Source organism: Salinibacterium hongtaonis, from assembly GCF_003065485.1.
GTDB classification, from domain to species: Bacteria; Actinomycetota; Actinomycetes; order Actinomycetales; family Microbacteriaceae; genus Homoserinimonas; species Homoserinimonas hongtaonis.
The window spans coordinates 2115049-2130203 of the sequence record NZ_CP026951.1; the positions used below are offsets into that span (position 1 = coordinate 2115049).

Below are 15155 nucleotides of genomic sequence, written 5' to 3' on the forward strand. Positions count from 1 at the left end.
GTGGCACACCCTCACGATCTCTCTCACGGAGGCAGAGCACAAGCGACTCACCGCGCGAGCACGCGCCGTTGGAGTTACACCCGACGAGCTTCTGCGCAGCCTGATCTAACACGCCGGTTCCCTTGGCTGCGGTCCGGACGCAAGATGGGCCTAGGCCCGCGCTGCGGCGGGCGGCGCTAGGGAGCAACGATGCGGTTCATGATCATGACCTTCAGCACCGAGCATGACGTCAAGGCGAAACCACCGGAGTGGGCAGAGCGCGTTGCCTCATCGATGGCCAAGCTCGACGACGAGCTCGCGACATCGGGTGAGCTGGTCTATTCCGAAGTGCTCGAGTTCGGTGAGCACGGCTCGCTGATCGATCGGCACGGTGGCCGCCATGTGGGCTCACTCGCGGGCAATCACACCCCGCTCGCGCGCTTCTGGGTTGTGCGCTGCGATGAGGCGCGCGCCGAGGAGATCGCCGCAGGAATCGCGCAAACCGTTGAATCGGCGGTGGAGGTGCGACGAGTTCTCGAAGGGTTTCAGCGCCCGTGACCGCGCGCATAGTTCGCCGCAGAGCCGTCGTGCACGGCGAAGTGCAGGGAGTCGGTTTTCGATGGAATGCCCGCGCAGCCGCTCAGGGTTTGGCGGTATCCGGATGGGTGCGCAATGTGCCCGACGGCACCGTGGAAGCCGAGATCGAGGGGGACGAAGCGAGCGTCGACGCCATGATCGAGTGGCTGCGCCATGGCCCTCCGTTTGCCGAGGTAACGCGCGTCGACGTGACGGACATCGACGTGACGGAACTCGACGTGACGGACATCGACGTGGCCCCTCTCGACGGGGCAGCAGAGTCGCGCGGTTCCGGCGGGTTCGAGATCCGCGGCATCTAATCCACATCCTGCTCGATGAGCGTTATGAAGGCGCTCAGCTCCGCAACCCCGGCGGGAGTCGGGGGCAGATAGTCAATCAGGTCGGGAGAGTGCACGAGAAAGGCCGCCCATTGCGCTCGCGACACCGCCACGTTGAGCCGGTTGCGCATGAGCAGAAACGACATGCCGCGTGGAACATCGGCCGGTGCGGAGGCCGCCAGCGTGACGATGGCGACCACAGCCTCTTGCCCCTGAAACTTGTCGACCGTGCCCACCCGGACGTCGCCGAAACCCGCCGCAGCGAGGCCCTCCGCCACCCGCGCCACCTGCGCGTTGTAGGGCGACACGACGATGATGTCTCGCTGCCTCAGTTGCTCTGCGCTGCGCGCTGCAGAGGGGTCGCTCCAGGCCCGGCCGAGGGACGAGCGCACCAGGTCGATGACGACCGCCGCCTCTTCTTCTGACTCGATTGAATTGCCGTGGTGGGCTACGCCAACCGGGTGCAGCCCAGGGGCGATGCCCTCAAGGTGCCGAAGCGATGCATCCGGATGCGCCGCCAGCTCACCCTCATAGGAGAGCGTAGAGACGGGGTCTGCCACGGCGGGATGCATGCGGCGACTGGACGCGAGAAAGTAGCCGAGCTCCCCGGGCAGAACGTCGTGCCCGTCGCTGATCCAGCCGAGGGCTGAACCATCCACGGGTTCGGGATGCAGCCCCTGGCTCACCTGGGGCAGCTGCTGCGGGTCACCGAGCAGCAGCAGATTGCGGGCGGCAACGCTCGCGGCGATTGTGGAGGCAAGCGAGAACTGCCCGGCCTCATCGATGACCAGCAGGTCGAGTGACCTCCGCGGCACCCGCGCAGGATTCGAAAAATCCCAGGCCGTGCCGCCGACGACATATCCCGTCGCTTCATTGTCGAGGGCAAAAAGGAGGTGGCCGTCTCGCGGCAGAGCCGTGAACGCGACATCGGCGTCGGGGTTGGCGACAACCTTGCCGACTCGCTCCTGGGGCAGTCCGGCCTTCTCGACGATCGCGGAGAGCAGGTTCTCCACGACGGCGTGCGATTGTGCAACCACACCGATCTTCCAGCCGTGGCGGGCAACCAGCTCGGCAATAACATGGGCGCCCAGATAGGTCTTGCCGGTTCCGGGTGGGCCCTGCACCGCCAGATACGAGCTGTCGAGGTCGAGCAGACTTGCCTCGACGGCGTGAACGAGCGCGCCGTTCTCAATCAGGGCTCCGCTCTGAACCAAAGCATCCCGGTGGGCAACGAGGCCCTTGCCGCTGAGCGTTCGCGGTTCACGACGGCGCAGGATGTCCACAGCGGCATCGTGTGGCCAGTCGGGCTGGGCATCCACTATCGCCTGAGCCCAGGACTCGATCGCCGGTTTTTGCTGCCCTGCAGGCGGAGGCGCTGCGGGCGTCAGTGCGACGGGCAGCGCGCTGTATGGCTCCACTCCCGCCCTCAAGGTCTCTTCGATCAGAATGCTGTCGTCGTCGGATTCGAGTACCGAAACGCTGCGCGCCCATCGGGCTCCCGGGTCCGCCGACGGGTCGACAACGGGGGCAGGTTGGTCATAGAGAACAAAGGGTTGGGAGGCTCCGCCTGCAGAAGGCTTCGAGCCTGGCCCCCAGGTTCCCGTCAGCCTCACATGGCGGCGGTCACTCCGTTGTCTGCCCTCCCGAAACCAATCGCGTTCCACGCGAGCGGAGTCGACGACAAGCACGTCTCGCGTGTCTGCCCATTCGTCGATCGGCTGAACCAACCGGGCAAAATGACCCCACCAGAATGTCTTGTGTTCCCTGCGGTGATAGTCGAGCGCCGCAAGCGCGAATGCGGCCGCCGTGCAATCGGCCGAGCGATCAGGATCGAGGGGGTCGCCTGCGATGGCGGCGAGCGAATCGTGCAGCGGCGTCGGGGCGAGTTCGGCGGGCTCGTCTGCATCGACGGCGCCGACCGGGGTGACGCCGTGTGCGCTGGCAAGTCCGAGCAGCCAGTCTCTCAGGCGAAGGGTCGAAACGCAGTCGTAGCGGTTGTAGTCGGCGATCTCATCGAGCTTGGCCTGCTGCGCCGCAGGGTCTCCATCCATACCGAGCTGCATAGCATCCGCATACTCCGTGATCGAGGCAGCAGCCGTTGCCACCTCCATACCCGTTCGACCTGCGTCGCCCATATAGAGCGGCTCGAGATATTTGATCGAATAGGAGCGAGACCCCACCCGCACCGCCTTGCGCACGACCGGGTAGAGATCCACGAGCACGTGGTCTCTCAGCAGCTGATCGACCTCCTCCTCGCCGATTCCATGGCGAGCGGCGAGGCTCGAGAGATGGGTGCGTTCGTAGGCAGCGTAGTGATAGACGTGCAGATCGGGATGGCGCTTTCTGCGCTCGGCGAGGTCGTCAAGAAAAGCCCTCAGCGCGAGGCGCTCCTGCTCAAAAGTGTGAGCCCAGAAGGAGCTGAAGTGCTCTGTCTCATCGACTAAGCCGAAGAGGTAGTCGAGCCCCCACCGCGTCGAGTCGCCCTCCGTATAGAGCGGATCGCCCTCGAAATCGAAGAAGATATCGCCGGGCGAGGGTTGTGGGATCGCACCCAGCGCCTCAGCGTTGACGACCCGGAATGGCGGGAGCGGTTTGCCCCCGTCGGCGGCCGGCGGCGCTTCGAGCTGCAGCAGCGCTTGCTCGCGCAGGGCATCGAGAGCCGAGTCGCCGATGCCCTCGATCGACCCTCTCGAATGGGCCAGAGCCTCGATTGTGGTGACCCCGGCATCCGCCAGCCTCGCCCTCTGGGTTAGGCGCAACCCAGCGACCAAAAGCACGTCACGCGTTGCCGCAATCGCAGCCTCGCAGTGCGCGCACTGACCGCATACGGAGTAGCGCGGGTCGCCCCAGGCGGCTGGCGCCCGCTCGGCAATGCGGTCGCGGATGATGCGGTGCAGCCGAGCGCGACGGTGGCGATACACGGGCGCGATGTCGGCGAGCCGATGCTCACTTGTGCTGCCGTCGCCGAGGAGAAGCTCCACGGTGTTCGCAACTGGCACTCCGATGCGGGCAAGCTGCTCTGCATACGCAGCAAGCTGGAGAAGGGCCGTCACTTTGGCGCTGCGGGCGAGCTTCGTGTCCTGAACCAGATAATGGCCGTCGGCGGTGCGCACGATGAAGTCGGCAAACCCTACGAAGGCGATGTCGACATGGTCGTCGCCCTCCTCGACGGCGGCACCGTCTTCTGCAGTGTGCTCGTGGAAGGTCGCTTGAAACACCACGGGAACCCCGGAGGCAAACGCCTCAATCGTGGCGGCGACGGCGTCGTCGAGCGCCTGTCGATCGCGCACATCGGGCCGCTCGATCTCGACGACCCCGGCGCCGTGCTCGGCGCGCAGTTCGCGGAGCACGCGCTCCTCGTGCTCATCGCCGAGCCTGCCAGTTCGCGCCAGCATGGGGTCGGTCTCTTCGACCAAAGTGGCGATGCGCCCGAGCTTCGCATCGAGGCTCCGAAGAAACGCGAACTCGCACTTCGACGCTATCGTCAGGTCGCTCGCGCTCGTGTAGACGACCCGACGTACCGCGTCTTCGACAATAAACATCAGGCCGCCCCTTGCACGATTTCGCTCCAACCGCCATCGGTAACCCGAATGCCGAGGCTTGCGGGGATCTGCTCCTTCATCGCCTCGACATGACTGATGAGCCCGATGGTGCGCCCGCCCGCCCGCAGCGAATCGAGGGTGCCCATCGCGATCTCAAGAGTGTCACCATCGAGAGACCCGAATCCTTCATCGACGAAGAGGGTGTCGAGCGTTATGCCGCCGCTCTGCGCTGTGACGACCTCGGCAAGGCCCAGAGCGAGGGCAAGCGACGCCAGAAACGTTTCGCCGCCCGAAAGCGAGTGGGTGGGCCGCGCCCGCCCCGTGTGCTGATCGAGAATGGCAAGCCCGAGCCCCGACTGAGTCTTGCGAAACTGCACCGAGTCATCATGCTGCAGTTCGTAGCGCCCTGCCGTCATCGTGCGGAGCCTGCCGTTCGCCGCGGCAACGATCTCCTCGAGCTGTGCGGCGAGCACATACGTTTCTAGTCGCATGCGGCGCGTGTTGGCACCCTTTCCCTGCACGGCTGCGGCGAGGCCGGCTATCTGCTCGTACTCGGCCGCTAGGGCTTCTGTTTCTGCGCTGCGAGAGCGCACATCCGAAACGAGCGTATGCATCTGCGCGTGACGCTCGGCGATGATTCCGCGCTGGCTGTTGGCCTCGGAGAGGAGCGCCCTTGCAGCATCGCGGGAGGCTTCCGCCTGCGTGGCATTGATCGGCTCGTCGGGCAGGCCAGCGAGCTCCGGCTCCGCAAGCGTCGCCCGGGCGACGTCGTCCGCACGCTCATGGGCACGGATGCTCTGCTCCAGCGCGGTGCGCTCCGTCGCGGCTATCGCAGCGCCCTCCGCGTGCTCCGCCGATTCGAACCCGTGCTGCGCGAGTTGTTCCGCCAGTGTCTGTGCTGCGGACTCTCGGGCGGTTACCGCGTTGTGATGGGCGGTCATTGCCTCGAGCAGAGTGCGAGCGGCCGTGATCGTGGCGCGCAACGCATCGCTTCTGGCGGCGACGCTGGTGTAGTCCGCGCGGTGGCGGGCCACCCTGTCCGCAATGGCGGCACGACGCTCCACCAGGCCGCTTCTGCTGCGATCGGCGGCATCCCGCTGCTCACGGAGGCTCTGCAGGGCGGAGCCAAGCTCTGCCAGCTCGGCGGTGAGCGTGGCGTGACGCCCAGCGAGAAGTGAACTCTCGGCGACCGCCGCGGTTGCCGACGCGTGCGCTGCGACTGCCTCCGCGAGAAGACCCTCGAGTTCGGCGACGGATTTGCCGTCTGCCCTGGCTAACGCAGCGGCGTGGAGCTGGCCTGCTTCACGGGCAGCCGCTTCGGCTGCTTTGAGGGCCACGACGCTGCGATCGAGAGCGGCCCGGGCAGAGTCGATGTCGGCCTCGGTGACGGCGTCCTCAGCAGGAGCCGCCGGTGCGGGATGCGATGTCGAACCGCACACGGCGCACGGCTCCCCCGGGGCCAGAGACTCGGCGAGCTCACCGGCGAAGCCGCCGATGCGCCGCGCAAGAAGATCGTTAAGGTCACTGCTAGCGAGGGAGTTCGCGGTGCTGGCGTCGAGCTCGGCCCGCCGTGCGGCGTCGAGCGTTTCGCCTAGCGAAACCGCCTCCGACGCAGCCGCGAGGGCGGCAGACGCGCGCTCAACCCTGGCCTCCGCCTCTGAGATTCGGGCAGCATCCACGAGCGCGGCCGTCAGGTGACCTGAACACTCCTCGACCAGCGAAGGAAGCAGCAGCGCGCGCTGGGCGCTGCGGTCGATCTCCGCATCGAGTCGCTCCACCTCCGCGGCGTGGAGCCGCACTTCGCCGTCGAGGGCCGGAAGAGCGCTTTCGTCGTCGAGGGCATCTTCGAGCGCGCCGAGGGTACGGGAGCTCTCGTCGATGATCGCGGCAAGGGACTCTGACTCGACGCCATCGCCAACGCCATCGCCGACGGCGACGGCGACGGCGACGGCGACGGCGGGGCCAGCAGCCGTCAGCGTCGCCCACACCTCACGGGCCTGCGCCTCGACCGACGCGGCAGCCGTCGCAGTGCGCTCAGCACGCGAGAGCGCCTCACTGTGCGGGGCTACGGCCGCGGCGTGATCTGCGGAGACCAGCCTGCGGCGCGCGTTCGCGATATTCTCCAACTCGGCCTCGAGTGCCACTAATTGGGCGCGCGCATCATCGCGGCGGCGCTGCAGGCCGCGGCGCTCAACCTGGATTCGATGCTCTTCCTCCGCGCTACTCGCGCGCTCGAAGGCGGCGAGCACCTCGCCGTCCACCGCCACAAGGTGAGCATCGATGATGTTGAGGCTGTGCTCAAACCAGGATGGGCCAGTCGGCATGTGCTCGCTCGGCACCTCGCTCGGCCCCTGCTCGCTCGATGTCGTCGTGCCCCCGAGCGGCGCGAGCCCGTGCAGCAGACCCCGCGCTCGCTCGGTATCTCTCTCGCGCTGCTCCTGCGCGTCCCCCAGCTGCGCTTCTAGCGAGCGCGCCTGCTCCACGATCGCTAGCTCGTAACGCTCGAACCGCTGGGTGCCGAAGAGCGTCTGCAGCAGCGCTTGGCGCTCATCATTCTTGGCCAAAAGAAACTGCTGAAAGCGGTTCTGCGCCAACAGAATGACCTGCAAGAACTGGTCTTTCGTGAGCCCCAGGATGCCGCTCAGCTCGGTCGCGACGTCGACGGGCCGAGCCGCCATGCCGTGCCAGTCCCCGTCGCGCCAGACGGCAAGCTCGGCGTCGGCCTTTTGGGTCGTCATGCCCCCACCGCGCTTGGCGGGTCGCTCGTAGTCGGGGCTCCGATGCACGCGATATCGCTCGGCGCCGACCGTGAATTCGAGGGTTACATAGCTGGGGTCGCCTGCATCGCAGTGGTGGCTGCGCAACTGCTTATCCGTGCCCTCATAGCGGGGGACCGCGTTGTACAGCGCAAAACAAACGGCGTCGAGGATGCTGGACTTGCCTGCGCCGGTCTTGCCCGCCATGAGAAAGATTCCGTCGTCGGCGAAGGCATCAAAGTCGATGCGCTGCGGCGTCTTATACGGGCCGAACCCGGCGATAACGAGCGTGTTGATTCTCATGCAGCGCCCTCCGCCGCCGCCACAACAGCCGAGACAACAGCGCGTTCGTGCTCTGACGCGCCCACGCCGTTGCGCACGTGCTCAAGAAAGCCGCCCACAATCTCGCTGTCGCTGCGGGAGCGAACCCGCTCGGAATAGGTCACGGAGGCACTATTGGCGACAACATCCGGCCGGTGCTCGAGGTTCGCACAAAAGGGGAACCGCGACTGAAGCTTGCGCATCGCGTCGAGCGGGCGCGCCTGATCGGTGATGATGGCGGCAACCCAGTCGCTCTCGTTGGCCGTGAACCGCTCGTCTGTCAGTAGCTCGTCAAGGGTTCCGCTGAGCACCGAAAGGCGCCGCGGAACAACAAGGTCGACCCACTCGACCGAATCGAGCCCATGCTCACCCAACTCCACGAGCCAGGCTCCACGAGGCTTGCCGGATTCGCTGAAGGTGTAGTGCAGCGGCGCACCGCTGTAGCGCACGCTCTCGCTGAGGCGAGCCCGCCCATGGATATGGCCGAGCGCCACGTAATCCGGTCCGTCGAAAGCGCTCAGCGGCACTACATCGAGACCTCCCGCCGTGATGTCGCGCTCGAGGCCCGGAGTCTGCGCAATCTCTCCATCACGGCCAGCATCCGCATCGACCGCATCTGCATCGACCGCATGGGGCTCGACCGCATCGGCACCGCCCCCGACGGCAGCAGCAAAACAGTGGGCAAGGACCACGCTGCGAGAGCCGCGCTCCGCAGCATCCGCCCGTACCGCGCCCATGGCGTGGGCAAGCACGTCTGCCTGAGTTCGCAGGCGCGAAGGGTCCTCGGCGCCAAGCCGGTGTCGCACAATCGAAGGCTCAAGATAGGGGATGCCATAGATGGCCACTGGGCCATGGTCGTCGACCAGCTCGACGGGCGATGCGAGCTGCTCTGGACGGGTGAACACATGGATATCGGCGGCCGCGGCGAATGACGACTGAAAGCCGAGCCTCGTGGCGGAGTCATGGTTGCCGCTGGTCATCACCACGGTAGCGCCGGCATTGCGCAGCGCCAGCAGGGCATCCGTGAGAATCTCGTAGGCATCCGCCGCTGGGGTTGCGGAATCGAAGATATCGCCGGCGACGAGAACAACATCCACCTGGCGCGTGCGCACTACCTCGACCAGAGAGTCGAGCACCGTGCGCAGGTGCGCGAGGGTCGAGTGGCCATGGAAAGTGCGCCCAATGTGCCAGTCAGAGGTGTGCAGAAGTCGCATAAGGTTCACGCTAGCGGGGGCGACCGACATGATCGGGCAGAAGCCGCGCGTTCGGGCCTGATCCCCGTTATTTCACCGGTCCAGGGGCCAGGCGACTTCGAAGCGCTCGAAGACGACTTCGAGCCCATCCGACCACGGAATGCCCCGGTTCTCAGTCACTCGCTTCCAGTACCTGATGTGGTCGGCGAGCCAGGATTCGCGGCTACGGTCGCCCTCCCCCTCATCCCAGGCGAAGGCGTCGTCGACGCTGGAGATGGGTCCGAGACGCAACCAGGTTGATCGCAAGACCACGGTGGGTGTGCCCGAACCGTCACAGGCGATCCAATGACCTCCGATGCGCGGAAGCAACTGGCTCTCGGCAGAGAACTCGCACACGAGGGTCGCGGTCGCTGTCTTCTGACCTTCAAGAACCAGAGCAAGAAGCTCATCGGCGAGCTCCGCGGAGTCGCCGAACCACTCGACAGACGGATGCTCGAGCTCGTCACCGGGCACCGCATCGCGATAGGCGCGCCAGAGTCGAGCGGCGGCGGCCATATCTGGCTCGGCTACGGGAGTGGGAGTCACCCTCTCATCCTCTCACTGCCCTGCACACGACGCGACGCCCCGCCTGCCGCAGGCCGCCTGCCGGAGTCGTCGTGACATGTCAGACCCGCATGAAAGACTTCTCCCGTGACCCCGCCGCCCCCATCCTCGTCGTGGCGTGCGGCTCTTGAACCGCTGATGCCGGTCGCCTCTGGCTCGCTGCCCCGCTCGTCCGGCACGCGCCCCATGGCCCTGCAGTGGGAGTTGCGGGAGCAGGTCTCGCGTACCTCGCACCAGTGGGGCGGACCAGCCACTCGCACAGTTCCCGCTGGCAGCGTGGGTAGGAGACCTGACGCCGACGCGTATCGTCTGGGGGTTCGCCCCGTCTCACGCAGCGCAAGCGGCAACTGGACGCGCAGCTCGCTCAGCTGGAGCAATCTGCCTTATCAGGGGAGCGCCGCCGCGCTCGACCCTGCTCACCACCTCTGGTTTACACAGTTCGCCGCCCTACACCGGCCGATCCGCGATGTTTATGCCGGCCGTGAAAGCGACTGGATCTATCTCGACGATTACCAAAGCCCGCTACTGTGGCAGCTCCTCGCCGGCGCCGACGCGCTCGGGATTGCATTCGTCGGCGGCAGCGGCGCCAGCAAGGGGGCGACAATCACGGTTGCCCCTCGCGCCACTCTGAGGCTCGACGCAACCCTGGACGCAACCGTCGACGGTGACGCGGTCGTGCTGTCGCCGAGGCTCGGCTTCGACGGGCTCGACTGCCCACTCGGCATCGTGGCGACGATCGGCGATCACGGCGCCTACTGCGCCGAGCTGGGGCGCGAGCCGAACATCACCGTCGCGCCGCTCGCGCCACCGACCGTCGCCGCGCGCGCAACCCTGCCAGCCGCAGCGAGGGTGGCATCGAGCGATCTGGCCCGCATGCTCACGGCCGGGCAGAGCATCCGGATTCCGGCCAGCGGAGCGGCCGAATTCTTCAGCGACCTTTATCCGCGGCTCCAGCGCAGCATCGGGATCACCAGCTCGAACGCGTCTGTCTCGCTGCCAGAGCTGCCCGCTGCACAGTTGGTGCTCGCGGCGTCGTTTACGCCACGGCACACGCTCACCCTGTCGTGGTTCTGGGACTACGGCCACGACCGCATCCCCGCGGGGCCAGCCGCCCACGGCGATGCCGCGCCTTCTCTCGATCCCACTCTGGAGGCCGCGGTTCTTGCCGTGGCGAAACCGCATCTCACCTCTCTGGCGACCACCGTTCTGCGCGGAATCGACGCCGCAGAATTCACCGCTCACTCACTTGTCGCTCTCGAGGGGATGGCCGGCGTGCAGGTCGAGCGCACGGGCAAGCATCCCGACTATCGCGAGCTCACCGAACTGCCACACCTGAGCATCCGCACGATCGAAACCGAGCAGCGCGACTGGTTCGATCTGGGCGTGCTGGTGACGGTCGGCGACAAAGAAATTCCCTTCGGGCCGTTGTTCGAAGCTCTCGCGAGAGGGCGCCGCAAACTGCTCATGGTCGACGGCAGTTACCTGTCTCTTCAGCAGCCGCAGTTCGAGAGACTCAACGAGCTCATTGCCGAATCGCGCGATCTGGCGGAGTGGGAGACCGGCCCGCGGATCAGTCGTGTCCATGCGAGCCTCTGGTCTGACTTTGAGGATCTGGCCGACGAAACGCACGAGGCGGTGGCGTGGAGGGCAGCGGCTCAGGGTCTGCTCGACACGACAACAATCCCCAGCGTGCCCCACCGCCTCAGCGCCACGTTGCGTCCGTACCAGCAGCAAGGTCTCGACTGGCTCATATTCCTCTATGAGCACGGCCTTGGCGGCGTACTCGCCGACGACATGGGCCTGGGTAAGACGATGCAGACCCTGGGGCTCCTCGCCCATGCCACTGCGCAGCGCGGCGACGGTCCTCCGTTTCTCGTCGTCGCTCCCACCTCCGTGGTTCCCACCTGGGTTTCGGAGGCCGCGCGGTTCGCTCCTGGCCTGCGCGTCGCCGAAATCACTACGGCGCGGGCGGCCAGCAAACAGACGGTGGCGGATGTCGACCCGAGCATCGATGTCGTCGTCACCTCATACGGGCTGTTTCGCCGGGATATCCAGAACTACCACTCACGAGAGTGGGCCGGGCTCATTCTTGACGAAGCGCAGTTCGTTAAGAACAGGCTCTCTGCTGTGCACCAGTGCGCTCGAGACCTGAACACGCCATTCACCCTTGCGATCACCGGCACGCCGCTCGAGAACAACCTCATGGAGCTGTGGTCGATCTTTTCCCTCGTCGCCCCTGGATTGTTTGCCTCGCCCCGTCGGTTCGCGGAGGAGTATGCGCGCCCCATCGAGGGCGGCAATAAGGAGCGTCTGGCGCGGTTGCGTCGCCGCATTCGGCCGCTCATGATGCGGCGCACAAAAGACCGGGTCGCTGCCGAACTCCCGCCCAAGCAGGAGCAGGTCATCATGGTTGAGCTCGAGGCGCAGCATCGCCGTCTTTATGACACGGCACTGCAGCGCGAGAGGCAAAAGCTTCTCGGTCTTATCGACGATGTCGATCGCAACCGCATGATCATCTTCCGATCGCTCACGCTCCTGCGCATGCTCAGTCTTGATGCCTCGCTCGTGGACGGCGCCCACGCTGGCATTCCCTCCAGCAAACTCGCGATCACGATTGATCACCTCAGCGAGGCGATCGCCGAGGGGCACCGCTCCCTCGTTTTCAGCCAGTTCACCTCGTATCTCAGCATCGTGGCCGCGCGGCTCGAGGCGTCAGGAATTCCCTATGTCTATCTCGACGGGTCAACCACCAATCGAGCGGAGGTAATCGCCTCGTTCAGGGACGGCGAAGCGCCGGTCTTTCTCATCAGCCTCAAGGCGGGCGGGTTCGGCCTTACCCTCACCGAGGCGGACTACGTGTTCCTGCTCGACCCGTGGTGGAACCCCGCCGCAGAGGCTCAGGCTGTCGACCGCACCCATCGAATCGGGCAGTCGCACACGGTGATGGTCTATCGGATGATCGCCGCAGACACGATAGAAGAAAAGGTGCTCGCGCTCGGCAAAAAGAAGGGCGAGCTGTTCACCTCGGTGATGGACGACGGAGCCGCGTTCAGTTCCGCATTGACGGCGGATGACATCCGCGGCCTGATCGACTAGCCACGGCCACTAGTCCTCGGCGACGGCCCTCTTGGGTGCTCGAACCTTGGGCCGCACGAGCTCGTGGCTTGCGATGATGAGATCCTCTACGAGGTCGTCGGGGACCCCCTCAGACGGATCCGCGCTCACCACCACCGTGATCCAGTGCTTCTTATTGAGGTGATATCCCGGCGTGATCTCGGCGAACTCCTCGCGCAACGCGACCGAATCTTCTGGGTCGCATTTGAGTGACACCGTGAGAACGTCGGCCCCGAGATTGCTCAGAGCGAAAATGCGGCCATTGCCGCTCGTCTTAAAGACGCTCGTTTCATTGTCGAACGGGAACGTTTCTATCGCCTGGGGCAATGACAGGCACAGTTCCTGCAGGGCGTCGGGGGTCATGGATCGACCATATCGGCGCCGACCGACACGACCCCCTTGCGCCTGCATGCTGCGGCTTCTGCCGCGGTGCGGTGCCTACTTCTTGAAGGCATCCTTCACGTTTGTGCCAGCGTCTTTAACATGCTCGCCAGCCTTCTTGGCTTCTGCCTTGGCCTGCTCAGCTTTGCCCTCGGCGATGAGCTTGTCATCGTGCTTGAGCTTTCCCGCTTCTTCCTTGGCCTTGCCCGCGAGCTTCTCTGCCTCGTTTTCGAACTTGTCTCCGATGCCCATGGCGTACTCCTTTGTTGCATTCGCGCTGGCATGATGTCGCTGCCAGCCTCGGTAGACCTGTGACAGTAGTCGCCATCTCTCGGAGCGACATGAGCACTCAGGGAACTCTGAGGTGGGCGAATCGGTGGTATCAAGGGGAGGTGACTCCCTCTGGCCAACCTGCGACCGCGTCGTATCCCCAGCGATCAAACGGCTCCTCGCATGGTGTGCGGCAACGCGTGCGCCGCGCCAGCCACAGTCGCGTCGTGCGCTCGCTGGCCAGGGCTGGGCTCATCGCCAGCGGGGTCGTTCACGTTCTCATCGGGGTGCTCGGCATGTCGGTGGCCAACGGCATTCGGGTCAGAGCAGATCAGTCGGGAGCGCTCGAGGCAGTAGCCGATGCCCCCGGCGGTTACATCCTGTTGTGGGTTGCGACGGTGGCGCTGTTGGGGCTCGGGCTGTGGCAGTGGTCCGGGGCTCTCACCGCTGGCCCCGACGAATCGAAGATCTTCCCTCGCAAGCTGCGCGATCATGCCAAGGCCCTCGGCTTCGTCGGCGTCGGTCTCGCCTGTCTCGCCTTCGCTGTGGGCAGTCGGCCAGACACCGCTGAGGGAACCAAAACCCTGAGCTCCACGCTCATTGGCATGCCCGGCGGCGTTTTCGTGCTCGCCGCCATCGGGGCAGTCGTCGGAGGTGTGGGAATCGCGTTCATTTCGCGCGGCGTGAGCCGCCGCTTTCGCGAGGATATCGACCCGCCAGAGGGCCCATGGGGTCAGGTCGTCGTGGCCGTCGGCGTCATCGGTCACACCCTGAAGGGCATCGCGTTAATGACCGTAGGGCTTCTCTTTGTGGGCGGGGCGGTCCTGACGGACGCGGACTGGACAACAGGGGTCGACGGCGCGATTCGCTGGCTGGCAGCGCTGCCCACGGGGCCATGGCCGCTTTTTGCAATCTCGGCCGGGTTCATGATTCACGGCCTGTATCTTGCGGCGCGGGCCGTCTATCTCAAGCGCTGACTTCTCAAGCGCTGACTCGATCTAGCCCGCAGCATCCACATAGACCCAGCGCCCGTCACTGCGCGCAAAAGTACTCGCCTCGTGCTGCACGCCCGATTGCCCGCCACCCTTCCAAAACGCAGAGAATTCCACGACTCCGTCGGTGTCGAGCATGCCGCCGCGCTCGGTGCGCTCAATATCGAGCCGATACCAGCGGATGCCCTCGTCGAGTTCCAGGCGCTCGGGCCGGGTTGCCGGATGCCACGTTGCCAGCAGATAGCCTGCATCCCCGACTGCGAAGGCCGAGAAGCGGGAGCGCATGAGCCGCTCAGCGGTGGGAGCGGCGGCACCTCGGTGAAGGGGGGCACAGCATGCGCCGTAGCTTTCGCCGCTGAGGCAGGGGCAGCGGGAGGAGTCGTCGATCATAAGCTGTGCTCGTTGCGGCTTTAGCGGCCGACCCATTCCTCCGCAAGCGCGGGGTAGCCATACAGGTACCCCTGCCCCAGCTCGTATCCAATGTCCTGGAGCAGTCTCGCCTGCGCGGGAGTCTCTACGCCCTCGGCGAGGGCGATCGCGTTCACAGAGTGGGCTGCCTCGCAGAACATCAGCAGCCCCGCCATATCAGGCACCGTGTCGACCGCCGCCTGGAGAACCGACTTGTCGACCTTCACGATCGACGGATTCGAATTGTGCACTCGTTCAATATCCGAATGCCGGGCCCCAGCGTCGTCGAGCAATAGCGCGACCCCGAGCGAGCGCACGGTCTGGCGTAGGCCCTCATAGAAGCTCACGGCCGACATCTCTGAAAGCTCGATGCCCCACTCGTGGGTGCGCTCGGAGAGCACTGCGGGGAGACGCTCGTCAACGAGCGTCTCAGCGCTTGAGTTCATCGTGATGAGGGCATCCGACTTGAGCGATTTACATGACTCGACGGCGCTGCTGATGAGTTCGAGTTCCAAGTCCACGAGCGTGCCCTTTGCTCGCGCGTCGGCGAGGTGCGCGAGAGGAGAGCGCCCATCGTCAAAGCGCGCGAGGGCTTCGTAGCCCACCACTTGCCAGTCGACGATGCGCACGATGGGTTGGAATACAACATGATGTCCAACCATGTGTTGCGCCTTTCTTGCAG

12 protein-coding genes are annotated in these 15155 nt (G+C 65.5%); 4 read left to right on the plus strand and 8 right to left on the minus strand.

Annotation, left to right across the window (positions count from 1 at the left end; all coding sequences use genetic code 11):
• Nucleotides 1-198 precede the first annotated feature (198 nt).
• Together C2138_RS10190 and C2138_RS10195 are read left to right on the plus strand one after the other, a co-directional pair.
• Complete coding sequence (locus C2138_RS10190; RefSeq protein WP_159078198.1) at nt 199-537, plus strand: YciI family protein; 339 nt, start codon at nt 199-201, stop codon at nt 535-537.
• The gene (locus C2138_RS10195; protein WP_241961100.1) at nt 534-875 is read left to right on the plus strand and encodes an acylphosphatase; all 342 of its coding nucleotides are present in this window, start codon (nt 534-536) and stop codon (nt 873-875) included. The genes C2138_RS10190 and C2138_RS10195 overlap by 4 nt, the downstream gene beginning before the upstream one ends.
• Here C2138_RS10195 and C2138_RS10200 read toward each other — a convergent pair.
• The 4 genes from C2138_RS10200 to C2138_RS10215 all read right to left on the minus strand — a co-directional run bounded on the left by C2138_RS10200 (nt 872) and on the right by C2138_RS10215 (nt 9290).
• Nucleotides 872-4435: a TM0106 family RecB-like putative nuclease gene (locus tag C2138_RS10200; protein WP_108517574.1), complete on the minus strand. Its 3564-nt coding sequence runs from the start codon at nt 4433-4435 to the stop codon at nt 872-874. The genes C2138_RS10195 and C2138_RS10200 overlap by 4 nt on opposite strands.
• Nucleotides 4435-7494: an AAA family ATPase gene (locus tag C2138_RS10205; RefSeq protein ID WP_108517576.1), complete on the minus strand. Its 3060-nt coding sequence runs from the start codon at nt 7492-7494 to the stop codon at nt 4435-4437. The genes C2138_RS10200 and C2138_RS10205 overlap by 1 nt, the downstream gene beginning before the upstream one ends.
• Complete coding sequence (locus tag C2138_RS10210; protein WP_108519064.1) at nt 7491-8726, minus strand: exonuclease SbcCD subunit D; 1236 nt, start codon at nt 8724-8726, stop codon at nt 7491-7493. The genes C2138_RS10205 and C2138_RS10210 overlap by 4 nt, the downstream gene beginning before the upstream one ends.
• Before the next feature lie 72 nt (nt 8727-8798).
• Entirely contained in the window at nt 8799-9290 is a 492-nt protein-coding gene (locus C2138_RS10215) for an ASCH domain-containing protein (RefSeq protein WP_233245480.1), read from the minus strand.
• A gap of 105 nt (nt 9291-9395) precedes the next feature.
• On the opposite strand from C2138_RS10215, the gene C2138_RS10220 reads away from it, so the two are divergent.
• On the plus strand, nt 9396-12404 hold the full coding sequence (locus C2138_RS10220) for a DEAD/DEAH box helicase (RefSeq protein ID WP_159078199.1): 3009 nt from the start codon (nt 9396-9398) through the stop codon (nt 12402-12404).
• Between the two features lie 9 nt (nt 12405-12413).
• On the opposite strand, the gene C2138_RS10225 is transcribed toward C2138_RS10220, so the two are convergent.
• Together C2138_RS10225 and C2138_RS10230 are read right to left on the minus strand one after the other, a co-directional pair.
• Entirely contained in the window at nt 12414-12785 is a 372-nt protein-coding gene (locus C2138_RS10225; RefSeq protein WP_108517582.1) for an MmcQ/YjbR family DNA-binding protein, read from the minus strand.
• Between the two features lie 75 nt (nt 12786-12860).
• On the minus strand, nt 12861-13055 hold the full coding sequence (locus tag C2138_RS10230; RefSeq protein WP_108517584.1) for a CsbD family protein: 195 nt from the start codon (nt 13053-13055) through the stop codon (nt 12861-12863).
• Nucleotides 13056-13195: 140 nt separating this feature from the next.
• Between C2138_RS10230 and C2138_RS10235 the strand changes: the two genes are divergently transcribed.
• The gene (locus tag C2138_RS10235; RefSeq protein WP_159078200.1) at nt 13196-14050 is read left to right on the plus strand and encodes a DUF1206 domain-containing protein; all 855 of its coding nucleotides are present in this window, start codon (nt 13196-13198) and stop codon (nt 14048-14050) included.
• Nucleotides 14051-14071: 21 nt separating this feature from the next.
• Here C2138_RS10235 and C2138_RS10240 read toward each other — a convergent pair whose 3' ends face one another.
• Nucleotides 14072-14455 (minus strand): YchJ family protein, encoded by a 384-nt coding sequence (locus tag C2138_RS10240; RefSeq protein ID WP_108517588.1) that lies wholly within the window; start codon nt 14453-14455, stop codon nt 14072-14074.
• A 20-nt stretch (nt 14456-14475) separates the two neighbouring features.
• A complete protein-coding gene (locus C2138_RS10245) occupies nt 14476-15135 on the minus strand; it encodes an EAL domain-containing protein (RefSeq protein ID WP_108519066.1) in 660 nt (219 codons plus the stop codon).
• Nucleotides 15136-15155 lie beyond the last annotated feature (20 nt).